This is a genomic window from Streptomyces sp. NPDC031497 (genome assembly GCF_055580905.1).
On the sequence record NZ_JBVIKO010000004.1, the window covers coordinates 128,700 to 152,043 of the forward strand.

Annotated in this window: 21 protein-coding genes and 1 tRNA gene; 11 read left to right on the forward strand and 11 right to left on the reverse strand. The window is 70.9% G+C overall.

Translation table 11 applies throughout. The annotated features are described in order from the left end of the window. Positions 1-58: 58 nt before the first annotated feature. The 7 genes from ACZ5K7_RS09235 to galU all read right to left on the reverse strand — a co-directional run bounded on the left by ACZ5K7_RS09235 (position 59) and on the right by galU (position 5,775). Positions 59-132 (reverse strand) — tRNA-Ala (locus ACZ5K7_RS09235). Positions 133-235: 103 nt separating this feature from the next. Then, positions 236-1,471, reverse strand: coding sequence for a divisome protein SepX/GlpR (gene sepX / locus ACZ5K7_RS09240; RefSeq protein ID WP_468912140.1), 1,236 nt, complete (start codon positions 1,469-1,471; stop codon positions 236-238). Between the two features lie 184 nt (positions 1,472-1,655). Next, entirely contained in the window at positions 1,656-2,327 is a 672-nt protein-coding gene (locus ACZ5K7_RS09245; protein WP_351706808.1) for a GNAT family N-acetyltransferase, read from the reverse strand. A gap of 20 nt (positions 2,328-2,347) precedes the next feature. Further along, entirely contained in the window at positions 2,348-2,884 is a 537-nt protein-coding gene (locus ACZ5K7_RS09250) for a MogA/MoaB family molybdenum cofactor biosynthesis protein (RefSeq protein ID WP_468912143.1), read from the reverse strand. Continuing rightward, complete coding sequence (gene moaC / locus ACZ5K7_RS09255; RefSeq protein WP_351706814.1) at positions 2,881-3,393, reverse strand: cyclic pyranopterin monophosphate synthase MoaC; 513 nt, start codon at positions 3,391-3,393, stop codon at positions 2,881-2,883. Before moaC ends, ACZ5K7_RS09250 begins: the two co-directional genes overlap by 4 nt. A gap of 127 nt (positions 3,394-3,520) precedes the next feature. Next, entirely contained in the window at positions 3,521-4,843 is a 1,323-nt protein-coding gene (gene glp, locus ACZ5K7_RS09260) for a molybdotransferase-like divisome protein Glp (RefSeq protein WP_468912144.1), read from the reverse strand. Beyond that, the gene (gene galU, locus ACZ5K7_RS09265; RefSeq protein ID WP_351706820.1) at positions 4,840-5,775 is read right to left on the reverse strand and encodes a UTP--glucose-1-phosphate uridylyltransferase GalU; all 936 of its coding nucleotides are present in this window, start codon (positions 5,773-5,775) and stop codon (positions 4,840-4,842) included. The genes glp and galU overlap by 4 nt, the downstream gene beginning before the upstream one ends. 133 nt (positions 5,776-5,908) lie before the next feature. Here galU and ACZ5K7_RS09270 point away from each other — a divergent pair, with 133 nt between their 5' ends. Next, complete coding sequence (locus tag ACZ5K7_RS09270) at positions 5,909-6,493, forward strand: 5-formyltetrahydrofolate cyclo-ligase (protein ID WP_468912146.1); 585 nt, start codon at positions 5,909-5,911, stop codon at positions 6,491-6,493. Between the two features lie 96 nt (positions 6,494-6,589). Here ACZ5K7_RS09270 and ACZ5K7_RS09275 read toward each other — a convergent pair whose 3' ends face one another. Further along, entirely contained in the window at positions 6,590-9,352 is a 2,763-nt protein-coding gene (locus ACZ5K7_RS09275; protein WP_468912148.1) for a penicillin acylase family protein, read from the reverse strand. A gap of 259 nt (positions 9,353-9,611) precedes the next feature. Here ACZ5K7_RS09275 and ACZ5K7_RS09280 point away from each other — a divergent pair, with 259 nt between their 5' ends. The 6 genes from ACZ5K7_RS09280 to mscL all read left to right on the forward strand — a co-directional run bounded on the left by ACZ5K7_RS09280 (position 9,612) and on the right by mscL (position 15,440). Continuing rightward, on the forward strand, positions 9,612-11,144 hold the full coding sequence (locus ACZ5K7_RS09280) for a potassium/proton antiporter (protein ID WP_468912592.1): 1,533 nt from the start codon (positions 9,612-9,614) through the stop codon (positions 11,142-11,144). Positions 11,145-11,446: 302 nt separating this feature from the next. Continuing rightward, positions 11,447-12,739 (forward strand): MFS transporter, encoded by a 1,293-nt coding sequence (locus ACZ5K7_RS09285; protein ID WP_468912150.1) that lies wholly within the window; start codon positions 11,447-11,449, stop codon positions 12,737-12,739. A 67-nt stretch (positions 12,740-12,806) separates the two neighbouring features. Continuing rightward, a complete protein-coding gene (locus tag ACZ5K7_RS09290; RefSeq protein ID WP_468912152.1) occupies positions 12,807-13,139 on the forward strand; it encodes an FmdB family zinc ribbon protein in 333 nt (110 codons plus the stop codon). A 100-nt stretch (positions 13,140-13,239) separates the two neighbouring features. After that, entirely contained in the window at positions 13,240-14,073 is an 834-nt protein-coding gene (locus ACZ5K7_RS09295; protein WP_468912154.1) for an S-methyl-5'-thioadenosine phosphorylase, read from the forward strand. A gap of 176 nt (positions 14,074-14,249) precedes the next feature. Beyond that, positions 14,250-14,825: a CpaB family protein gene (locus ACZ5K7_RS09300; protein WP_351712243.1), complete on the forward strand. Its 576-nt coding sequence runs from the start codon at positions 14,250-14,252 to the stop codon at positions 14,823-14,825. Positions 14,826-14,963: 138 nt separating this feature from the next. After that, positions 14,964-15,440 carry a large conductance mechanosensitive channel protein MscL gene (gene mscL / locus ACZ5K7_RS09305; protein WP_351712245.1) on the forward strand — a complete coding sequence of 159 codons (477 nt, stop codon included), beginning with the start codon at positions 14,964-14,966 and terminating at the stop codon, positions 15,438-15,440. Positions 15,441-15,516: 76 nt separating this feature from the next. On the opposite strand, the gene ACZ5K7_RS09310 is transcribed toward mscL, so the two are convergent. Next, on the reverse strand, positions 15,517-15,696 hold the full coding sequence (locus ACZ5K7_RS09310; protein ID WP_351712247.1) for a hypothetical protein: 180 nt from the start codon (positions 15,694-15,696) through the stop codon (positions 15,517-15,519). Positions 15,697-16,145: 449 nt separating this feature from the next. On the opposite strand from ACZ5K7_RS09310, the gene ACZ5K7_RS09315 reads away from it, so the two are divergent. The 4 genes from ACZ5K7_RS09315 (at position 16,146) to ACZ5K7_RS09330 (ending at position 20,746) form a co-directional block, all read left to right on the forward strand. Beyond that, the gene (locus ACZ5K7_RS09315; RefSeq protein ID WP_351712249.1) at positions 16,146-17,384 is read left to right on the forward strand and encodes a low temperature requirement protein A; all 1,239 of its coding nucleotides are present in this window, start codon (positions 16,146-16,148) and stop codon (positions 17,382-17,384) included. Between the two features lie 39 nt (positions 17,385-17,423). Then, positions 17,424-18,449 carry a P1 family peptidase gene (locus ACZ5K7_RS09320; RefSeq protein ID WP_468912156.1) on the forward strand — a complete coding sequence of 342 codons (1,026 nt, stop codon included), beginning with the start codon at positions 17,424-17,426 and terminating at the stop codon, positions 18,447-18,449. A gap of 166 nt (positions 18,450-18,615) precedes the next feature. Further along, positions 18,616-19,842 carry a L,D-transpeptidase gene (locus ACZ5K7_RS09325; protein WP_468912158.1) on the forward strand — a complete coding sequence of 409 codons (1,227 nt, stop codon included), beginning with the start codon at positions 18,616-18,618 and terminating at the stop codon, positions 19,840-19,842. A gap of 157 nt (positions 19,843-19,999) precedes the next feature. Further along, complete coding sequence (locus tag ACZ5K7_RS09330) at positions 20,000-20,746, forward strand: DUF6227 family protein (RefSeq protein ID WP_351712255.1); 747 nt, start codon at positions 20,000-20,002, stop codon at positions 20,744-20,746. A gap of 26 nt (positions 20,747-20,772) precedes the next feature. On the opposite strand, the gene ACZ5K7_RS09335 is transcribed toward ACZ5K7_RS09330, so the two are convergent. Beyond that, positions 20,773-21,024 carry a hypothetical protein gene (locus tag ACZ5K7_RS09335; RefSeq protein WP_351712257.1) on the reverse strand — a complete coding sequence of 84 codons (252 nt, stop codon included), beginning with the start codon at positions 21,022-21,024 and terminating at the stop codon, positions 20,773-20,775. 109 nt (positions 21,025-21,133) lie between these two features. Further along, on the reverse strand, positions 21,134-23,284 hold the full coding sequence (locus ACZ5K7_RS09340) for a PTS fructose transporter subunit IIABC (protein ID WP_468912160.1): 2,151 nt from the start codon (positions 23,282-23,284) through the stop codon (positions 21,134-21,136). Positions 23,285-23,344: the final 60 nt, after the last annotated feature.

The window sequence follows — 23,344 nt, forward strand, 5'->3', positions numbered from 1 at the left end:
CCGGGGAAACGACAGAGATCCCGGCGATCATCATGATCGCCGGGATCTCGTCGTGCAGTGGACCTGTGGGGATTTGAACCCCAGACCCCCTCGATGCGAACGAGGTGCGCTACCAGACTGCGCCACAGGCCCTTGCAACGAGTGAAACTCTAGCATCCCTGTCGGGGTGCTTGGAAATCCGTTCCCTGACTGGTCAGGACCGGGGTACCGGGAGGCGCCCCATGCCCTCTTGGTGTCACTCGTTGGCCGCGCGCGGGCGGTCGCCGTCGTCGTACTGGTCGAACAGGGGCGTGCGACCACGCTCGCGCGCCCGGCGCGCGGAGGCCGCGCGGCGCGCGTCGGTCCGGCCGTCCGCCGACTTGTCGTCGGCAGCGGTCTCCGGCGCCTCCGCCTCCGCTTCCGCCTCCGGCGCGACCGGCCTGGCCTCCTGCTCCGGCGCGACGGAGCTGGACCGGGCCGAACTCCAGGCGTCGGGCGCCCCCAGGTCCACGTCGGAGGTGGCGCGGGGCGCGACCGGCGCGGTCACGTACGTCGGCAGTGGCACCGGCACCGGGTCCCAGCTGTCCCCGCGCCCGGGCCGCCGCTGCCGCTCGCGCTGCTGGTCGACCCACTCGGCGTGGTCGGTCTGTTCGACGAGAGCGCGCCGGTCAGCGGCGAGCGCGGACAGGCCGGGGTCGGTCTCGGCCGCTGGTCCCTCGTCCGGTTCGTCGGCGACCGCGCCCGGGTCGAGAGGCGCGCGCCGCCGCGGCTGGCGTTCCCGCAACCGCTGTGCGGCGACCTCGGCCTGACGCCGGTCCATCTGGTAGGCGAAGCGCCGGCGCTCCTGTGCGCGGAGGTAGGCGATGTAGGCGCTGAGCATGACGGCGGGTACGCCCGGCGCCCACAGGAACGCCAGCCCCCCGACGGCGGCGACGATCGCGCCCAGCGTGAACGCGACGAAGAGCAAGACCGTGGTGCGCCGACGGCGCGCGAGCGCCTTCGTACGCCGGGCGCGCGCTTCGGCTGTCTGTGCCGAGGACGCGCGCCGCGCGGCCGGAACTCGCTTGCGCGCGGGGGTGTATGCCGGGGCGGGCGTGGTGCCTGCCTGACGGGCCGGTGCGGACGGGGACTTGGCCGCCGGCGCGACCGCCTGGTCGCGTGCCGGTTCCTGGCGCCCGGGTGTCTCCGGCTGCGCGTCGGCCCGGACCTGACGGCGGGTCGGAGGCATGGCGAAGGCCCGGACGTCCACCGAGTCGGTGACGGCGTCCGGATCACCGGCGTCCTGCTCCCCCTCGGGGGTGGAGCGCGCCCGCAGGTCCCTGGCGTATCGGCGCTCCATCCCCGCCCGTCCGGACAGCAGCCGGATGGCGGTGCTGAAGCGTTCCGTCGGACGGGCCTCGTTCAGCTCGTCCTGCCTACGGAGCCACATCGGCACCAAGTAGGCGGCCCAGGCCCCGACAATGACTGCGTAGATGAGGCCGCTGCTGCTCACGCCTCACACGGTAGAGGGGTTTGCGTGGGGCCATCTGCCAATTGCGCCGGTGTGTCGCACGATCTGGCTGATATTTCGAGCTTTTTTTGTGACCGATGCGATCAACCAGCCGTCGGAGCCGCGAATTCAATGCCCTGAGACGGTCATCAGTCGATCAATTTCGAACATGTATTCCATTTTTCGACTACCCGGGATTCCCTGGAGTGTTCTGCGGATTCCAGGGCACGTTCGGGGTGCCCGTCGTACCCGGTGCCTTCGGCGACTCGCTCTGGGAGCGTTCCCGCCGCCAGCGGCCGAGCAACCCCTCGGGCACTTCTTCCGCCGTGAGAGCGAAGACGAGGTGGTCGCGCCAGGCGCCGTCGATGTGGAGATAACGCGGCCGCAGCCCCTCCTCACGGAATCCGAGTTTCTCCACGACCCGGCGGCTGGGCCGGTTCTCGGGGCGAATGCAGACCTCGATGCGGTGCAGACCAACCGTGCGGAAACAGTGGTCCACCACGAGTGCGACGGCCGTCGGCATCACCCCGCGGCCGGCCACCGCCCGGTCCACCCAGTAGCCGACGTGGCCCGAGCACATCGACCCCCAGGTGATCCCGGCGACCGTCAACTGCCCGACCAGGCGCCCCTGGTACTCGATGACGAAGGGCAGCATGCGGCCCGCGTTCGCCTCGGAGCGCAGGTGCCGGACCATCTGCCGGTAGGTCGGCCGGTGCGCGATCGGGCCGCTGGGGGTGGGCGGCGGGATGGTCGCCTCCCAGGGGCGCAGCCAGTCGCGGTTGCGCCGGTTGACGTCGCGCCAGGCCCGCTGGTCGCGCACCCTTATGGGCCGGAGGACGACATCGCCGTCCACCAGCACGACGGGCCAGGATGGGCTGTTCAGCTCGCACCCCCGGTGCTGGGTCTGGGGTGGTCGCCGCCTCGGATCTGGTCGACGGCGTGCGCCAGCAGCGGTTCCAGGACGGCCAGGCCGTCCCGTACCCCGCCGGTGGACCCCGGAAGGTTGACGATCAGTGTCCGGCCCGCCACCCCGGCCAGACCCCGGGAGAGCGCGGCGGTGGGCACCTTCTCCCGTCCGAACGCGCGGACGGCCTCCGCGATGCCCGGCACTTCGTGGTCGATCACCGCACGGGTCGCCTCGGGCGTGCGGTCGGTGGGCGAGATGCCGGTGCCTCCGGTGGTGACGACGACGTCGTACCCGGCCTCGACGGCCGCGCGCAGGGCGGCTGCCACGGGATCCCCGTCGGGCACGACCCGCGGCCCGTCCACGGTGAATCCGAAGCCCTCCAGTCCCGCCGCGATCAGCGGCCCGCCCTTGTCCTCGTAGACGCCGGCGGCGGCGCGGTTGGAGGCGGTCACCACCAGCGCACGGTACGGCGCGCGCGGCGCACCACCGGCGGACGGCCCGGCGTTCACGCCCGGCTCCAGTCGCCCGACTTGCCGCCCGTCTTCTCCTCCACGCGTACGTCCGTGATGACCGCTCCCTTGTCGACCGCCTTGACCATGTCGATCACGGTGAGTGCGGCGACGGAGACCGCGGTGAGGGCCTCCATCTCGACGCCCGTGCGGTCCGTCGTCTTCACGGTGGCCTGGATCTCCACGGCGTCCTCCGCGACCGACAGATCCAGTTTCACACCGGAGACCGCCAAGGGGTGGCACAGCGGGATCAGGTCCGGGGTGCGTTTGGCGCCCATGATGCCCGCGATGCGCGCGGTGGCGAGGGCGTCGCCCTTGGGGACACCCTCACCACGCAGCAACTCGATCACGCGGGGTGAGACGAGGACGCGTCCGCTGGCGCGTGCGGTGCGCGCGGTCACGTCCTTGCCGGACACGTCGACCATGCGGGCCGCGCCCGCGTCGTCGATGTGCGTGAGGCGGTCTGGCGCAGGGCGTCCGGGGGTGTCCCCCCGGGAAGGCTCAGTCATGCTGTGTGGCGCTCCCGGTCCGGGCCCGTCGCGGTGCGGCGCTCGGGCCTGCTGTGCGCGACACGGTACCGCCATGCCGGCGCGCGCCGGCGAGCAGGACCGCCCGGCGAACGGGTACGCGCGCGGGTCAGCCGAGCAGGACGACCTCGACCTCGCTGCCCGGCTCGACGGACTCCACGTCCTCGGGTACGACGATCAGCGCGTCGGCATGGGCCAGGGCGGCGACCAGATGCGAACCGGCGCCGCCCACGGCGGTCACCTCGCCGTCGGCGTACGCCCCGCGCAGGAACTGCCTGCGCCCCTTCGGCGAGCCGAGCGCCCGGTCCGCCTTGAGGATCGCCTTGGTGCGGGGCCGGTGCACGTCGGGGAGGCCCATCAGGGTGCGGATGGCGGGGCGGACGAACAGCTCGAAGGAGACGTACGACGACACGGGGTTGCCGGGCAGGGCCAGCAGGGGCGTGTGGTCGGGGCCGATGGAGCCGAAGCCCTGGGGCTTGCCCGGCTGCATGGCGAGCTTGCGGAAGTCGATGCCGCCGCCCGCCTCGTCCGCGTCGCCGACGTGCGCCAGCGCCTCCTTGACGACGTCGTACGCCCCCACGCTCACGCCCCCCGTGGTGACCATCAGGTCGGCTCGGACGAGCTGGTCCTCGACGGTGGAGCGCAGGGTGTCGGCGTCGTCGATGACCGCGCCCACCCGGTAGGCGATGGCTCCCGCGTCCCGGGCGGCGGCGGTCAGGGCGAAGCTGTTGGAGTCGTAGATCTGGCCGCTGCCCAACTCCTCGCCGGGCTGGACGAGCTCGCTGCCGGTGGACAGGACGACCACGCGCGGGCGCGGGCGCACGCGTACCGAGCCGCGGCCGATCGCGGCGAGCAGCGCGATCTGCGGCGGGCCGAGCACGGTGCCGGCCTCCAGTGCGCGCTCGCCTGCCCGCACGTCGCTGCCCTTCGCGCGTACGTGCGCGCGTGCGTCGGCCGGCCGGTGCACGCGCACGTGCCCCTCGGCGCCCTCGGGCGCGAGGCTGCGCGCCAACATCCCCTCGACCGGTCCCTCGCCGAGGCCGCCGTCGGTCCACTCCACGGGGACGACGGCCTCGGCGCCGGGCGGCAGCGGGGCACCGGTCATGATCCGTGCGGCCTGGCCGGGGCCGACCGGGGTGAGCTCCGCCGCGCCCGCCGCGACATCCCCGACGACCTCCAGGACGGCCGGGAACTCCTCGCTCGCGCCCGCCACGTCCGCGACCCGTACCGCGTACCCGTCCATGGAGCTGTTGTCGAACGGCGGCAGTGACACCGGCACCATGACATCGTCGACCAGTACGCAGCCCTGGGCGTCGAGGAGTTGCAGCTCGATGGCTTCCAGGGGGCGGACGGTGGTGAGGATGTCCTCCAGGTGCTCGTCCACCGACCACAGGTGGTCCTGGCCGGCGGGGCGGGTCGCGGCGCTGCTCAACTCTGCTGCATCTCCTCGGCTACGTAACTGCGAAGCCAGGTCCGGAAGTCCGGGCCCAGGTCTTCACGTTCGCACGCGAGCCTGACAATGGCACGCAGATAGTCGCCGCGGTCGCCGGTGTCATAGCGGCGGCCCTTGAAGACGACGCCGTGCACGGGGCCGCCGACCTTCCCCGCGGCGGTAGCCGCTGATGAATACGTCTGGGCGAGCTGCTGCAGGGCGTCGGTGAGCTGGATCTCGCCGCCGCGGCCGGGCTCGGTGCGCCGCAGTATGTCGAAGACATGCGGGTCGAGGACGTAGCGGCCGATGATGGCGTAGTTCGACGGGGCGTCCGCCGGGTCCGGCTTCTCCACCAGACCGGTCACTCTGACGACGTCACCGTCGACCGTGGTCTCCACTTCGGCGCAGCCGTACAGATGGATCTGCTCCGGGTCCACCTCCATGAGCGCGATCACGCTGCCGCCGTACTGCTCCTGGACCTCGATCATGCGCTGGAGCAGCGGGTCGCGCGGGTCGATCAGGTCGTCGCCGAGCAGGACGGCGAAGGGTTCGTGGCCCACGTGCGGGGCCGCGCAGAGCACGGCGTGGCCGAGGCCCTTGGGGTCGCCCTGGCGTACGTAGTGCATCGTGGCCAGATCGCTGGACTCCTGGACCCTGGCGAGCCGGCCGGCGTCGCCCTTCTTCTGAAGCGCCGATTCCAGCTCGTAGTTGCGGTCGAAGTGGTCTTCCAGGGGGCGCTTGTTGCGCCCGGTGATCATGAGGACGTCGTCGAGCCCCGCGGACGCGGCCTCCTCGACCACGTACTGGATCGCCGGCTTGTCGACGACCGGCAGCATCTCCTTGGGAGTGGCCTTGGTGGCCGGCAGGAACCGGGTGCCGAGGCCTGCCGCGGGAATGACAGCCTTGCTGATCCTGGGGTGCGACTGAGTCATGTCCGCAACCTTATCCGGTGCCTTTGCGAAGAATCTGAGGCTCCGGTTAATTGGCACTCATATGAGCGGATTAGAAAGGATGCGGGGACGACCTGTGCAGCACGGTGAACCCGGGGGCGAGACTGACAAGCGAATGTTGCGACGAGAATTCCTGGGGGTGAGGAACAGGTTGACGACAGACGTCGTCAGGGAGTCGTCCGACGCGCTGGCCGAGCACGCTCTGGAACTGCCCGAGCTGGCGCGTGCACGCACGGTGGCGGCGTACGTCTCCGTCGGGGGCGAGCCCGGCACCCTCACGCTACTCGACGCGCTGCTCACGCGGGGCGTACGCGTCCTGCTCCCCGCGCTCCTGCCGGACAACGATCTGGACTGGGGCGCGTACGCCGGCGAGGGCTCCCTCGCGCGCGTCCAACACGGCGGGAAGATGGCGCTGTTCGAACCCTCCGGTGAACTCCTCGGCCCGGACGCCGTGCTCTCCGCCGACGTCGTGCTGCTGCCGGGGCTCGCGGTCGACGCGCGCGGGATGCGGCTGGGGCGCGGTGGAGGGTCGTACGACCGCGTACTGGCACGTCTGGAGCGCGCGGGCGCGCGCCCGGCGCTCGTGGTGCTGTTGTACGACACGGAGGTCGTCGAACGCGTGCCCGCGGAGGCGCACGACCGGCCGGTCCAAGCGGTGGTGACGCCGTCGGGCGCGCGCCGGTTCGCGGCGGGCTCTTGAGGTAGCCGGCACGCAGGGCCACGGCAGGCGCCGGTACGTGAAGCGGCCCTCCACGCGCGCGTGGAGGGCCGCTTTCGCCGGCGTGCGGTCAACAGCTCAGGGCTTGAGGACGAGCGTGTCGCCGGTGCTCTTGTCGACCGCCTTGTCCGAGAACGACCACGGGAGCAGCTCGCCGTCGACCCACTTGCCGGTCTGGTCGGTGTAGTGGGCGCTGAAGGCGTGACCGGAGGCTCCGGTGAGGTTGATCCACTTGGATTTGTCGAGGTCGTCGAGGTTGACGACCATCCGCATGGAGGGGACCCAGACGACGCCGTAGCCGCCGGCGGCGTTCCAGCCGGTCGCGTTGACCGTGGCCTCGCCGCCGCTGAGCTTCCAGGGGCCGCGGTTGAGGACGTACTGGACGATGGCCGGGCCGTCGGTGCCCAGCGTCTGGTTCTTCAGGAACAGGCGGTGCAGCCGGCCCCAGCTCCAGGTGTCGATGTCCTTGCCGAGCTTGGCGGTCAGCTCCCAGCGGGCGTCGACCATGGCACGCTCGAACAGCTCGTCCATGTTGTCGGCCTTGTTGCGGTCACCCGCTCCGGCCGGCGTCTTCCACCAGTCGCTGTCCGGCTTGTCCATGAGGGTGCGGACCACCTCGAACCAGCGGTCGCCGCCGTCCGGCTGGGCCTGGTCGGCATCGCGCTCGCCGCACTCGCGGACCTTGGTGTCGTCGTCGACCGGACCGGTGCCGTCGGCTTTCTCGACCCACAGGCACTGGCCCTTCACCCGCAGCTCCTTGGGCAGCTTGTTGCCGAAGGCGAGCTTGAGGATGTTGCGCCAGACCGCGTTGAAGTAGGCGGCGGCAGCGGAGTCGGCGTCCTGGGTGTAGTCCCAGCCCTCGAGGAGCTTCTGCGCCTCGCGGACGTCCTTGTCGTCGAGGTTGATCTTCAGCAGCTTGGGCACGAGCAGCTTGGCGATCTCACTGCTGTTGTCCAGCTGCATCTGACGCATGTCGTCGGTGGAGATCTTCCCGCCGTCCTTGATCTTCGATTCGATCAGGTCGGTGATGCGCTGGCTGCGGGTGCCGTAGCCCCAGTCCGTGGTGAGCGTGTAGGGGTACTTGTCCTTGTCGACCACGGCCTGGTTGGCGGTGACGATGTAGCCGCGCTTCGGGTCGTACTCGTAGGGCAGTTCGTCCTGCTTGATGTAGCCGGTCCACTTGTACTTGGAGTCCCAGCCGGGGGCCGGGATGGAGCCGTCGTCGGCCGACGAACGCGTGGGGATCTTGCCGGGCAGCGTGTAGCCGATGTGGTTCTTGGTGTCGGCGTAGATCAGGTTCTGCGACGGCACGTCGAACTGGGCGGCCGCCTCGCGGAACGAGTTCCAGTCGGACGCCTTGTCGAGGGCGAAGACGGCGTCCATGGTGGTGCCCGGGTCGAGGGCGGTCCACCTCAGCGCGACGCCGTAGCCGTCGCCGCGGTCGGGTGCGGCGTTGTCGACGGAGGCCTTCTTGCCGACCTTGACGAGTTCGTCGTCGCGGTCGGACAGCAGGGGCATCCCGTCGGCGGTCTGCCGTACGACGATCTTCTTCGAGGTGCCGCCGGCGACCTTGATGGTCTCCTCGCGGCTCGTGAAGGGCTTGGTCGTGCCGTCGTACAGGTAGCCGTCGCCGGAGAGCTTCTCCAGGTAGAGGTCGGTGACGTCGACACCGGAGTTGGTCATGCCCCAGGCGATGTCCGCGTTGTGGCCGATGATCACACCGGGCATGCCGGCGAAGGTGTACCCGGTGACGTCGTACTGGCACTTGCTGGAGACCGTGGTGCAGTGCAGGCCCATCTGGTACCAGACGGACGGCAGCGAGGCCGACAGGTGCGGGTCGTTGGCGAGCAGCGGCTTGCCGCTGATGGTGTACTTGCCCGCGACGACCCAGGAGTTGGAGCCGATGCCCTGGCCGTTCACGCCGACGGCCGTGGGAACGTCGTCCAGGACGTCGTAGAGGCCCGCCAGCTGGCTTGTGAGCGCCGAACCGGTGGTCGACGAGATGGAGGAGCCACTCGTGTCCGTCGAGGTCCCGGAGCCGCTCGTGGAGCCGCTCTGCTCGAACGTCTTGGTGAGCTCTTCGTACTGGCCCTCCTGGACGATCGGCTTGTTGCGGCTGTACGGGTACTCCGGGTAGAGGTCCTTGATCTGCTGCGGGCCCAGGCGGCTGGTCATCAGGGCGCGGTCGATCTCGTCGTCCATGTTGCCGCGCAGGTCCCAGGCCATCGCCTTCAGCCAGGAGACCGAGTCGACGGGGGTCCACTGCTCGGGCTTGTAGTCGTTGATGAAGCCGAGGGCCGCGTACTCCAGGGAGATGTCCTTGCCGTCCTTGCCGGCGAGGTAGGCGTTGACTCCCTTGGAGTAGGCCTGGAGGTACTTCTTCGTCGAGTCCGACAGCTTGGTGTCGTACTCCTCCTTCGCTACGCGGTCCCAGCCCAGGGTGCGCAGGAACTCGTCGTCCTTCACCTGGCCCTTGCCGAACATCTCCGACAGGCGCCCGGACGTCATGTGACGGCGCACGTCCATCTCGTAGAACCGGTCCTGCGCCTGGACGTAGCCCTGCGCCATGAACAGGTCCGCGTCGGAGGAGGCGTAGATCTGCGGGATCCCGTAGCCGTCCCGCTTCACGGTCACGGGTCCGGAGAGGCCCTTGAGCGTGAGCGAACCCTTGGTCTGCGGGAAGGACGCGCGGACCGTGCTGATCGACCAGTACGCACCGTAGGCGATGCCCCCGACGATGGCGAGAACGAGCACCAGAACGATCAGGCGGGCTTTGCGCCCCTTCTTCCTGCCGGACTTGCCAGGCTTGTCACCCGATGTGGCGGTGGTGTTGGGGGGCATCGCTGTCCTTGCTGTCCTAACGCGAGCGGCAGGCGGTCCTGGAGTGCTGGAGCAACCATAGGCGCAGGGCCTCGCGCCCCTTGACGCGGAGTCGGGAACCGGCGGGCATGGGTGTTCGATCTTGCCTCGCGCAACGTCAAGAAAGCGTCAAGAGTTAGGTAAGGTAACGAAGTACTTGGGTGCGGGGTGCCGCAGCCTCGGGTCTTGTGTACGTGAGCTTTCGCGTCGCCCGCGCGCGAGCCGACGAAGGGAATCGCCACTGACTGTCCAGCACCTCAACCAGCTCCTGCTCGTCTGCTCCCTGGTCCTGCTCGTCGCCGTGGCGGCGGTCCGGATCTCCTCGCGCAGCGGGCTCCCCAGCCTGCTCGTGTACCTGGGGATCGGCGTCCTCATGGGCCAGGACGGCGTCGGCGACATCCACTTCGACAACGCCGAACTGACCCAGGTCATCGGGTACGCGGCCCTGGTCGTGATCCTGGCCGAGGGTGGCCTCGGCACGAAGTGGAAGGAGGTCGAACCGGTCCTGGCGTCCGCGTCCATGCTGGCCCTGGTCGGGGTCGGGGTGAGCGTCGGGGTCACCGCGGCGGGCGCGCACTATCTGGTCGGGCTGGAGTGGCGGCAGGCGCTCATCATCGGAGCGGTGGTGTCCTCGACGGACGCGGCGGCGGTCTTCTCCGTGCTCCGGCGCATCCCCCTCCCCGCGCGCGTGACGGGCACGCTGGAGGCGGAGTCCGGCTTCAACGACGCCCCGGTGGTCATCCTGGTCGTCGCCTTCTCCACCGCGGGACCGGTCGAGCACTGGTACGTCCTGCTCGGCGAGATAGCCCTGGAGCTGGCCATCGGCGCGGCCATGGGCCTCGCGGTCGGCTGGCTCGGCTCCTGGGGTCTCAGACACGTGGCGTTGCCCGCCTCAGGCCTCTACCCGATCGCCGTGATGGCCATCGCGGTCACGGCGTACGCCGCCGGCGCGCTGGCGCACGGCAGCGGCTTCCTCGCCGTCTACCTCGCCTCCATGGTGCTCGGCAACGCCAGGCTGCCGCACTGGCCCGCCACGCGCGGCTTCGCCGAGGGACTCGGCTGGATCGCCCAGATCGGCATGTTCGTCCTGCTCGGCCTGCTGGTCACCCCGCACGAGCTCGGCGACGACATCTGGCCGGCCCTGATCATCGGGCTCGCGCTCACCATGGTGGCGCGGCCCCTGAGCGTGATCGTCAGTCTCGCGCCGTTCCGTGTGCCCTGGCGGGAGCAGACCCTGATGTCCTGGGCAGGCCTGCGCGGCGCCGTCCCCGTCATCCTGGCGACCATCCCCATGGTGAACGGCGTCGACACCAGCCACCGGATCTTCAACATCGTCTTCGTCCTGGTCGTCGTCTACACCCTCATCCAAGGGCCGACGCTGCCCTGGCTGGCCCGCAAGCTGCGGCTCGGCACCGGCCCGGAGGCGACCGACCTCGGCATCGAGTCCGCCCCTCTGGAGCGGCTGCGCGGGCACCTGCTGTCCGTCTCGATCCCCGAGGGCTCGCGGATGCACGGCGTCGAGGTCAACGAACTGCGGCTGCCCGCCGGAGCCGCCGTCACCCTGGTCGTCCGCGAAGGAAAATCGTTTGTCCCCCTGCCCACGACAGTGCTGCGGCGCGGGGACGAACTCCTCGTGGTCGCCACCGACCCGGTGCGCGACACCGCGGAGCGTCGGCTGCGCGCGGTCGGGCACGGAGGCAAGCTGGCGGGCTGGCTGGGCACGAACGGGACGGCGGGCGCGGGATCGGGATCGGGGTCGCCCTCCGGGCGTTGAGCGCGGGCGCGCGGGGCGCGCGAGGCGCGTGTTAAGGACGCGTTTCAGACGGTTCACACCGCCGCCAATCCCAGGTGAACGGCCCTCGTGGTGCCCGTTTTCACAGGCGTACAAGGGGTTGAGCCCTGTACGATAAAAGCACCCTGATCGAACCAACTCTGCCTGACGCAGAGCTGGCGCGACCGTATGGCGGCCGGATCGCTCTTCGCAGTGGACACCGGTATCTACCGCAGTTCCGCGCAAGAGGACAGCTCTCGGCGCCCCCGCACGGGCGCGCTACCAGGCGGCAGAAAGGCACGGCCGTGGCATCCACGGTCACCACCGAGCCGTCGGAGAACTCGGCGGCTCCGTCCCGCCCGGGATACGGACAGCTGCTGCGCACCCGTGGCGCCTGGACGTTCCTGCTCCCCGGTTTCGCGGCGCGCCAGCCGTTCGCGATGCTCACCATCTCGATCGTGCTGCTCGTGCAGCACACCACCGGCTCGTACGGCGCCGCAGGTGCCGCAGCGGCGGTCACCGGTGTCTCCATGGCACTGTTCGCGCCCTACAGCGGCCGCCTCGCCGACCGCTACGGGCAGCGCGCGGTGCTGATCCCCGGAGTGCTGGTCCACACGCTGTCGGGCCTCGCTTTCACGGCGCTCGCGCTGGCGCACGCGCCCCTGTGGGCGCTGTTCGTGGCGGCCGTGCCGACCGGCGCCTCGGTGCCGCAGGTCGGCCCCATGGTGCGCGCCCGCTGGGGCGTGAAGCTCCAGGACTCGCCCCTCATGTCCACCGCGGCCGCCTTCGAGTCCGTCACGGACGAGCTCACTTTCGTCTTCGGGCCGCTGCTCGCGACCGCCCTGTGCACCGCCGTGACCCCGGCCGCCGGCCTGGTCACGGAAGCCGCGCTGACCCTGGTCGGCGGTCTCCTCTTCGCCGCGCAGAGCGGCACCCAGCCTCGGGTGACCGGCACCGGCCACGCGCGCGTGCAGCACGTCTCCGCGCTCCGCGTGCCCGGCGTGCGGGTGCTGGTCGTGGCCTTCCTCGGTATCGGGTCTGTCTTCGGTGGCATGCAGGTCTCGCTCGCCGCGTTCACCGAGTCGATCGGCGAGCCCGGCCTGAACGGTGTCCTGTACGGCACCTTCGCCGCGGGCAACATGCTCTCGGGCATCGTCTGCGGCGCGATCGTCTGGAAGGCCGCCCCGCACCGGCGCCTGGTCGTCGGCTACGCGGCGCTCGCGCTGACCGCGTCGGCGCTGTGGACGTCCCACTCCGTGCTCGTCCTGGCCGGCCTCGGTCTGTTGGTCGGCATGTGCATCGCACCCGCGCTGATCACCGGCTACACGCTGGTCGAGGGCCTGGTCCCGGCCGGCGCCCGCACGGAGGCGTTCACCTGGCTGACGGGCGCGGTGGCGCTCGGCCAGGCGGCCGCGGTCACGGTCGCCGGACAACTGGAGGACCGCCTGTGGGGCGGCGCCGGGTTCCTGGTGCCGATGGCAGGCACGGTGCTCGCCCTGGTGACCCTGCTGGCGCTGCGCTCGCGGCTCGTCACCCGGCCCCGGAACCGTACGGTCGCACGTGGCGTCGGTCACCGCGTGCCGGTGACGGTGGACTGATCCTCAGGAATACGTCACTATGGACCGTCGTTAGCACTCATCGAGTGAGAGTGCCAGGAGGAAGACAGTGCCGACCTACCAGTACCAGTGCACCGAGTGCGGCGAGGGCCTCGAGGCGGTGCAGAAGTTCACCGACGATGCCCTGACCGAGTGCCCCAACTGCGGTGGCCGCCTGAAGAAGGTGTTCTCCGCCGTCGGCATTGTCTTCAAGGGCTCGGGTTTCTACCGCAACGACAGCCGCGGCTCCTCGTCGAGCAGCAGCCCCGCGTCGAAGCCGTCCGGCTCCGGCTCGTCGAGCACGTCGTCCGACTCGAAGTCCTCCGAATCGAAGTCGTCGTCCTCGACGTCTTCGTCGGGTTCGACGTCCTCCTCGGGCTCGGCCAGCAGCTCCGCCGCCTGAGACTCCTCCTCCCGGACCCCGCCGTGGTACGACGGCGGGGTCCGAGGTGTTCCCGGGCACCGGCTCCTGCCTGCTCCGGCGGCCAGCTAGTGTGCTGGGCATGGTGAACGCAGAGATCGGCGTAATCGGCGGCTCCGGCTTCTACTCCTTCCTCGACGACGTGACCGAGGTCCAGGTCGACACGCCCTACGGGCCGCCCAGCGACTCCCTCTTCCTCGGCGAGATCGCCGGCCGCCGGGTCGCCTTCCTGCCCCGCCACGGACGCGGCCACCATCTGCCGCCGCACCGCATCAACTACCGGGCCAACCTCTGGGCGCTGCGCTCAGTCGGCGTGCGCCAGGTGCTCGGCCCGTGCGCGGTGGGCGGTCTGCGCCCCGAGTACGGGCCGGGCACGCTCCTCGTGCCGGACCAGCTGGTGGACCGGACGAAGTCCCGGGCGCAGTCGTACTTCGACGGGCTGCCGCTTCCCGACGGCACCGTGCCGAACGTGGTGCACGTCTCCCTGGCCGACCCCTACTGCCCCACCGGACGCGCCGCGGCGCTCAAGGCGGCCCGTGGCCGGGACTGGGAGCCGGTGGACGGGGGCACGCTGGTCGTGGTCGAGGGACCGCGCTTCTCGACCCGCGCCGAATCGCTATGGCATCAGGCGCAGGGCTGGTCCGTGGTGGGCATGACCGGCCATCCCGAGGCAGCGCTCGCCCGTGAACTGGAGCTCTGCTACACGTCGTTGACGCTGGTCACCGACCTGGACGCGGGCGCCGAGACCGGTGAGGGCGTCTCGCACGACGAGGTGCTGCAGGTGTTCGCGGCGAACGTGGACCGGCTGCGGGGCGTGCTGTTCGACGCGGTGGCGGCCCTGCCGGAGAACGCGGCGCGGGACTGCCTGTGCACGAACGCGCTCGGCGGGATGGATCCGGGGTTCCCGCTGCCGTAGCACGGGCGGCGGGCCGTTCCCGAGTATCCGGCACCCTGTGGAAAACGGGCGGAACTTCCCGTTCGAGTGGCGGAGTTGTCCACAGCCCGTGGGTATTCCACGGGCTCCGACGCGTTACGGCGCGAGGCCTCATCGTGGTCCCGCAAGCCGATTCCTCGTCGCAGGTGGTGATCCACATGTCCGTTCCTCCACCCTCGTCCCCCGCCTTCCCCCCTCCCCTTCGCGTTCCGCGCCCGCTGGGCACGGACGCCCCCGCCACCTGCGAGATCCCGCACTTCGACCCGGTGCGGGTACGCGGCGGAAGCTACGGGCTGGGGCGGCTGCTACGGCACCGCAGGCGGGCTCTCGCGGCCGGCCTGGCGGTCACGGCGGCGGCGCTCGTCGCGGCCGGCCCCCGCGCCGCCACGGATCCCCTGCGCGCCGACCGGCCCCGGAAGCATCCGGTCACCCAGCCGGTACGGCGGCACGCCCCGCCCGTGGACATGGTGACGGCGCCGGTGCGGATCGCCGACGCCGCGACGGTCCGCCTGCTGCGCCCGGGCGACCGGGTGGACGTCATCGCCGCCGGAGATCCCTCGACGGGCGGGGACGCCCGGGTGATCGCGCGCGGGGTACGTGTGACGGAACTGCCGGAGCCGGTCGAGGGAACCTCGGAGAGCGGGGCGCTGGTCGTGCTCTCGGTTCCGCGTGCCGCCGCGGCACGGCTGGTCGGCGCCAGCGCCACGGCGCGGCTGGCGGTGACGTTGTGCTGAACAGCCTGGGGAGATTTCTTGGCCGAATCCTGTCAAACCCCTGGTTCGAGCTACCGGATTGGGCACGAAGGCCACTTGGTGACGTAGGTTGCGGAGCGTTTTGTTCCACACCCTGTGCATGCGAGGAGAGTCCCCGAGGTGAGCGAGAAGAACGAACCGGGCATATGGCAGGGCTTCAAGGCCTTCCTGATGCGCGGCAACGTCGTCGATCTGGCAGTCGCGGTGGTCATCGGCGCCGCCTTCACCAACATCGTCAACTCGGTGGTGAAGGGGCTCATCAACCCGCTGGTCGGCGCGATCGGCACGAAGAACCTCGACAGCTACAGCTCGTGCCTGAAGGACCCGTGCGCGCTGAACCCGGACGGCTCGGTGAAGAGCGGCATCCCGATCATGTGGGGCTCCGTCCTGGGAGCCACACTGAGCTTCGTGATCACCGCGGCGGTCGTGTACTTCCTGATGATCCTGCCGATGTCGAAGTACCTGGCCCGGGTGGAGGCCCGCAGGAGGGCGAAGGAGGGCACGCGCGAGGTCGTCGAGGTGACCGAACTGGAAGTACTGAAGCAGATCCGCGATGCCCTGATCGCACAGCGCGGATCCGGGCACAACGAGCGCTAGCGACGCTGCCGCGCGCGGTCCGGGCGACGGCGCGGGCCGCTCGGCGGTGGTGGGTCCGGGCGACGGCCCGGACGGTTCAGAGGTGGTGGGGCGGCTTCTCGTCGAGGAAGCGCTTGAGGTCCGCCGCGGAGTCCCCCGCGGGGCGTTCGCCCCAGCCGCCGTCCGTGTCGTCCGACGACTGCCGGTCCAGTGGGTCGTCGAAGATCAGCGCGGCCTTCGGGTCGCGCGGCTCGGGCTCGGGGGCGGCGGTACTCATGCCTCAAGGGTACGGTCCCGGCCCGGCCCCGTACGGTCCCGGCCCGACCGAGGCGTCCGTCGGCCCCGGGCCTGCCACCCGGCCTGACCGGCACGAGGCCGCGGACGAGGTCGCGGATGCCGTGTCCTTTTGGGAGGGCGAGGGCGCCGACCCCTATACGGGCCCGGATCTGCTCACCGGATTCCGCGCGTTCCTGGACGAGCAGATCAGGCAGCTGTCCGAGAGCCAGGAGCAGCCCCCGGCCACAACGACGGTCCCCGAGCCGTACCCGGAGGCCGCGCCTGCGGTCGTCTGCGTCGCGCGCCCGGGCGTCGCCCGCGCACGCATGCACACCGTCCGTCCGGCGGTCCGGTCGGCGTTCCACCTGCATCCCTCTCGCCGTTCTCACCGCCCTCCGTTCGTGAACTCCTTCACAAGCTTTCGCTGCCCTTTTCTGCTGTGCTGGACGCATGACGTCGAGTTCCACTCCGGCGCCCGCTTCCCAGGGCGCGACCCAGCATCTCCGGCCGCTGCGCCGGCTCACCGCGCGCGGGCGCGACGAAGCCCACCGCGTCGCCTCGCCGCTCGAGCTCTTCTTCGACCTGTGTTTCGTGGTGGCCATCGCACAGGCGGGTGGGGAGCTGGTGCACGCCGTCGCGGAGGGCCATCCCGGCGAGGGCATCCTGAACTACGCGATGCTGTTCTTCGCCATCTGGTGGGCCTGGATGAACTTCACCTGGTTCTCCTCGGCGTACGACAACGACGACGCGCTCTACCGGGTCGTCACCCTGATCCAGATCGCCGGCGTGCTGGTGCTGGCGGCCGGCGTCTCGCGCTCCTTCGCGGACCACGACTACATGGCGGTCTGGCTGGGCTACGTGATCATGCGGCTGGCGATGGCCGCGCAGTGGCTGAGAGCCGCGCGATCGGCCGAGGGCGCGGAGAGAACGATGGCCCTCCGGTACGCGGGCGGCGTGCTGCTGTGCCAGGTCGGCTGGACTGGCCTGGTGCTGCTGCCGGAGCACGCGCGCGCCTGGGTGTTCCTGGTGATGGCGGTCGTCGAGATGTGTGTGCCGCTGTACGCGGAGAAGGCCTCTGCCACCTCCTGGCATCCGCACCACATCGCCGAACGCTACGGGTTGTTCACGATCATCGTGCTCGGAGAGACGATCGCGGCGGCGACCGTCGCCGTGAAGTCGGCCCTGGCCGAGCATGACGCGCTGGCAGAGCTGCTGCCGATCGCGGCGGGCGGCCTGCTGATCGTCTTCTCCGCATGGTGGATCTACTTCGTGGTGCCGATCCACGGCCATCTGCGCTCCAACAAGGAATCGTTCCTTTGGGGTTACGGCCACTACCTGATCTTCGCGTCGGCGGCCTCGATCGGCGCGGGCCTGGAGGTGGCCGTCGAGCAGGCGGTCGGCACGGCGCACATCTCGACGCTGGCCGCCTCGGCGGCCGTGACCCTGCCGACGGCGCTGTACCTGCTGACCGTGTGGGCGCTGCACTCGCGGTACTTCAAGGTCGGTATCGCCCAGCAGCTGGTGCTGCCGATGACGGCCCTGCTCGTGATCTGCTGCACCTTCCTGGGCGATTGGGCGGTACTGACGGCGGGCCTGGTGTCGGCGCTGGCGGTGGCGACCGGGACGACTCTGACGGCGCGCACGGTCGGCCGCGAGCGCCGGGCGGACGCCGCCGCGACCGCCTCCTGACGCTCCGCGGCGAAGGCGGGCTGGGCCAGACTGGCCGTCATGACAGTTGACGCATTGACGGACGTGGCCGGGCTGCGGGTGGGACACGCGTCCCGCAGGGGCGACGGCTGGCTCACCGGCACCACGGTGGTGCTCGCTCCCGAGGGCGGCGCGGTCGCGGCGGTGGACGTACGCGGCGGCGGCCCGGGTACCAAGGAGACGGACGCCCTCGACCCGCGCAACCTGGTGCAGCGGGTGGAGGCGATCGTGCTCACGGGCGGCAGCGCCTACGGACTCGACGCGGCGTCCGGGGTGATGGCCTGGCTGGAGGAGCGGGGACGCGGGGTGCGGGTGGGGGCGGATCCTGCGCACGTCGTGCCGGTGGTGCCCGCCGCCTGCGTCTTCGACCTGGGGCGGGGCGGGGACTTCCGGGCCCGGCCGGACGCGGCCACGGGGCGCGCGGCGGTCGAGGAAGCCGCGGCGTGCGCACCCGGGGCACCGGTGCGGGAGGGGTGCGTGGGGGCTGGTACGGGCGCCGTGGCCGGGGCGCTGAAGGGAGGGGTGGGCAGCGCGAGCGCGGTGCTGGAGTCAGGGATCACGGTGGCCGCGTTGGTGGTGGCCAACGCCGCCGGCGCCGTGATGGATCCCGAAACAGGCGTGTTGTACGGGGAGTTGTTCCAGGGGCGCGTGGAGTACCCCGAGGAGCGGGTGCACGCGGCCGCGCGCCGGCGGCTCGCCGAGGCCGCCGCCGAGAACGGGCTCCCCCCGCTCAACACCACACTCGCGGTGGTGGCGACCGATGCCGACCTCTCCAAGGCGCAGGCGCAGAAGCTGGCCGGGACGGCGCACGACGGGATCGCGCGCGCCGTGCGGCCGGTGCACCTGCTGCACGACGGGGACACGGTGTTCGCGCTGGCCACGGGCGCGCGCCCGCTCGACGCGAGCCCGCTTGCGCTCAACGAGATCCTCGCGGCCGGCGCGGACCTGGTGACGCGCGCCATCGTGCGCGCTGTGCGGGCCGCTCAGTCCGTGGCCGGGCCGGGCGGAGTGTGGCCGTCGTACGGGGAGTTGTACGGGGCGCGATGACAGCGGCGAGGGGCGCGCCCTGGCTCTCGCACGCCCCCGCTGTTTGTCCCGGTTCTGTCACGTGATGGCGTTCTCGACCGTTCGGGGGAACCCGAACCCGCGCCGATTCCCTCTCTCTCCACGCACTGGAGCGGATCACGCACATCACAAGAACCTGGAGCAGCCCGTGACAACGCCGGACATTGCAGCGCGGCGCGCACTGGGGGCCTGTGCCGCCCTGATGGTCGGCGCCCTCACCCTGACCGCCTGTGGCGGCAACGCCAACGCCAACAGCGACGACAGCAAGGCCGGTGGGCAGGACAGCGCCGCCAAGACGTCGACCGCGAAGATCCTGATCTCGGCGAAGGACGGTTCGACCGGCGCGTCCATCAACACGACCGGCGTGCAGGTCAGCGGCGGCAAGCTGACGGTCGTGAAGATGACCGTGGCGGGGTCGGGGCAGGCCGTGGACGGCACTCTCTCGGCGGACGGCAGCGTCTGGAAGCCGAAGGAACAGCTGGAGCGCGGCACGAAGTACGAGATATCGGCGACCGCGAAGGACTCCAAGGGGCTCACGGCGGCGGCCAACTCCATCTTCACCACCGTCAATTCCTCGAACAGCTACATCGGGACGTACACCCCGGACAACGGGACGACGGTCGGCGTGGGGATGCCGGTGTCGTTCAACTTCGACAAGGTCATCAGCGACAAGAAGGCCGTGCTGTCGCACATCACGGTGACGTCCAGCAGCGGCCAGCAGGTGGTGGGGCACTGGTTCGGGTCGCAGCGGCTGGACTTCCGGCCGCAGGAGTACTGGAAGGCCGGCTCCAAGGTCACGATGAAGATCGACCTGGACGGCGTCGAGGGCGCGAACGGTGTCTACGGGGTGCAGAAGAAGACGGTGACCTTCGCCGTCGGGCGTTCGCAGGTCTCCACGGTCGACGCGAACACGCAGACCATGACGGTGGTCCGGGACGGCAGGACGCTCAAGTCGGTGCCGGTGTCGACGGGCAGCCCGGAGCACACGACGTACAACGGGCAGATGGTGATCTCCGAGAAGTTCACCCAGACCCGGATGAACAGCCAGACGGTCGGTCTGGGCGGGGAGTACGACATCCCGGACGTGCCGCACGCGATGCGGCTGACGCAGTCGGGGACGTTCATCCACGGCAACTACTGGTACAACAAGGGCAACCCGCCGTTCGGGCGCGAGGGCACCAGCCACGGCTGTGTGGGGCTCGCGGACGCGCAGGGCGCGCAGGGCGACACGACGGCCAAGTGGTTCTACGACAATTCCCTCATCGGGGACGTCGTGATCGTGAAGAACTCCCCCGACAAGACCGTGCAGCCGGACAACGGGCTCAACGGGTGGAACCTGTCGTGGAGCGAGTGGACCGCGGGAAGCGCAGCCTGACCGGCTGGTTTTGACGGATCGTCGGGCCGCGCGGGAACTTTTCGCGCGGCCCGCGTGTTTTCCCGGCATACGTTTTCTCGGTTCCCGGACATGATGTCCGACCGAGGGGCTACGGTATGCACCCACAAGGTGACATGCAGCAACGCCGGGAGAAACCTTGAGCGTTCCGTACGAGACGGCAGCGTACGAACCAGCCGAGTCGCCCGAGTCTCCGGAGGAGCATCTCGCGCGGCTCCTCGGCCGTGCCCTGAACTCATTCGAACTGCCCGACGAGGCGCTGAGGCAGCTGGACTGCGCGCTCGCGCACGACAGCTCGCTGCACTCCGCGCACCACAGCGCGGGGTTGCACCGGGAGACGTACCGGCACACCTGGCTGCTCGCCGACGGGTCGGCGGTCACTCTGTGGGAGCTCGTGCACAACACCGCGCCGGGCAGCGACCCGCAGGCCGAGGTGTACGTCGACGAGGAGGAGCTGCGGGCCGCGACGGCGCGGCTGCCGTTGCCGCCGGACGCCCCGGACTTCGAGCTGCCGGTGCTGATGACGCTGGCGGCGGTCCCCGAACCACGGCACGTGTATGTACCGGACGACTCCGCGGACCACGCGCGCCGGCTTCTGCGCCGTGCGGAGAACACCGACCGGCCGGACACGGAGACGGCTCAGGTGCTGGCGACGGCGTTCGCGCACCAGATCACCCAGGCGTTCGGACGGCCCGGGCGGGCGGGCCGGACCGGCTTGAGCTTCTCGCTCTACGAGCACGCGTTCCTGCTGAACGACGGCCGGGAGCTGTCCCTGTGGGAGGTCGAGCACACGGCGACGCCGGACGGTCGGCATATGTGCGAGGTGTACCCGTCGGAGGACGCGGCCCGGGAGGCCATGGAGCGGCGGGCGGCGCGGCGGTCCTGAGCCGAGCGCACCCCATCGACCGCGCCTCAGCGGCCGCCGAGTCGGCGTACCAGGCCAGCGAAGGCGTCCTGTTCGGCGGGGGTGAGTTCCACGGACTCCCGCGGCGGCCCGGCCTGCAGCGGGTGCGGGTGGCCGGGGAGCACGCGGGCCGTGTGCCAGGCGGTGACCTCACGGCGGGTGTGGCGCAGCACGCGCATCAGGACCACCACCCAGGCGACGGTCGCCAGGGCGAGGGCGGTCACTCCGATCAGCTGGAGGGGCGCGACGTGCTCAGGCATGCGCCCCAGTACACACCACGGTCCGGGACTTTGGTCCCGGACCGTGACGTATCTCGCAGGTGCCGTGAACAACTCACAGCGAATCAAAGGGACAAGAGGGTGCGGGTGATCAGGCCGCGACGGGCTGCTTGGTCTCCTTCGTGGTGGCGGCCGGGCCGGCCGCGGAGCCGCCCGCCGGGGTCTGCGGGGCCGGCTTGCGCAGGCCCTTCAGGATGACGACCAGGGCCGTGGTGACACAGACACCGGCGGCGATGGCGATCAGGTAGAGGAACGGGTTGCCGATCAGCGGGACCACGAAGATGCCGCCGTGCGGGGCGCGCAGGGTGGCGCCGAAGGTCATCGACAGGGCGCCGGTGACCGCGCCGCCGACCATCGAGGACGGGATGACGCGCAGCGGGTCGGCGGCCGCGAACGGGATCGCGCCCTCGGAGATGAAGGAGGCGCCCAGGACCCAGGCGGCCTTGCCGTTCTCGCGCTCGGTCTCGGTGAAGAGCTTGCCGCGCACGGTGGTGGCCAGGGCCATCGCCAGCGGCGGGACCATGCCGGCCGCCATGACCGCGGCCATGATCTTCATCGCGGAGTCACTGGGGTTGGAGACCGCGATACCGGCGGTGGCGAAGGTGTAGGCGACCTTGTTGACCGGGCCGCCGAGGTCGAAGCACATCATCACGCCGAGCAGGGCGCCGAGCAGGACGGCGTTGGTGCCGGTGAGGCCGTTCAGCCAGTCCGTCATGCCCTTCTGGGCGGACGCGATGGGTTTGCCGATGACGACGAACATCAGGAAGCCGACGATCGCCGAGGAGATCAGCGGGATCACCACCACCGGCATGATGCCGCGCAGCGCCGCCGGGATGTTGACCTTCTGGATGCCCATCACCACCGCGCCGGCGATCAGACCGGCCGCCAGGCCGCCGAGGAAGCCGGCGTTGATGGTGAGAGAGATCGAGCCGCCGACGAATCCGGGGACCAGGCCCGGCCGGTCGGCCATGCCGTAGGCGATGTAGCCCGCCAGGACCGGCACGAGGAAGGCGAAGGCCACGCCGCCGATCTGGAAGAACAGCGCGCCCCAACTGTCGGCCTGGGTCCACATGAAGTGGTCCATGACCGACGGCGCCTTGTTGATCTTGTATCCGCCGATCGCGAAGCCGATGGCGATCAGCAGACCGCCGGCCGCGACGAACGGGACCATGTAGCTCACGCCGGACATCAGCCACTTGCGCAGCTTGGTGCCGTAGCCCTCGCCGGCGTCCCCGGCGCGTTCGACCGGCGTGGCCGGCGCGGAACCGGAGGTCGCCTCGCCGCGGGCCGCCCTCTCGCGGACCTCGCCGATCAGTTCGGCGGGGCGGTTGATGCCCGCCTTGACGCCGACGTCAACGGTCGGCTTGCCGGCGAAGCGGTCCTTGTCGCGGACGGGCACGTCGTGCGCGAAGATCACGCCGTCCGCCGCCGCGATGACCTCGGGGTCGAGCCGGGTGAAACCGGCCGAGCCCTGTGTCTCGACGACGAGTTCGACGCCCGCCTCGCGGCCCGCGTTCTCCAGGGATTCGGCCGCCATGTAGGTGTGGGCGATGCCGGTGGGGCAGGAGGTGACGGCGACGATTCGGAAGGGGCGCTCGGCGGCCGCGTCCGCGCCGGAGCCCGGGGCGGACGCCTGCGCCGTGTCTGCCGCTGCGACGCCGGCGGAGGCCGCCGCCGGCGTCGCAGCGGTGTTCTGGGAGGCGCTCACGGCGCCCTCAGCGGCGCTCACGGTGCCCTTCGCGCCAGCGCCAGCAGCAACGCCAGCGCCTGTATCACCGGCCTCCGCGCCCTTCGCGGGGGTCTCGTCCCCGCGGATCAGCGCCGCGGCCGCCTCCGCGTCGCCCGCCGACCGCAGCGCGTCCGTGAACTCGCTGTTCATCAGCTGGCGGGCCAGCGAGGAGAGGATCGTGAGGTGGGCGTCGTCGGCGCCGGCGGGGGCCGCGATCAGGAAGACGAGGTCGGCGGGGCCGTCCGCCGCGCCGAAGTCGATGCCGGCGGCACTGCGCCCGAAGGCGAGCGTCGGCTCGGTGACGTGGGCGCTGCGGCAGTGCGGGATGCCGATGCCGCCGTCGAGGCCGGTGGGCATCTGGGCCTCGCGGGCGGCCACGTCGGCGAGGAAGCCCTCCAGGTCGGTCACCCGGCCCAGGGCCACCATGCGCTCGGCGAGGGCGCGCGCCGCCGCTTCTTTGGTGTCGGCGGACAGGTCGAGATCGACCAGGTCCGCGGTGATCATGTCGCTCATCGCGGGCTCCAATGCACGCGTGTCGCCCGGGATGTGGGGTGGGCGAGGGTGGGGACGGGG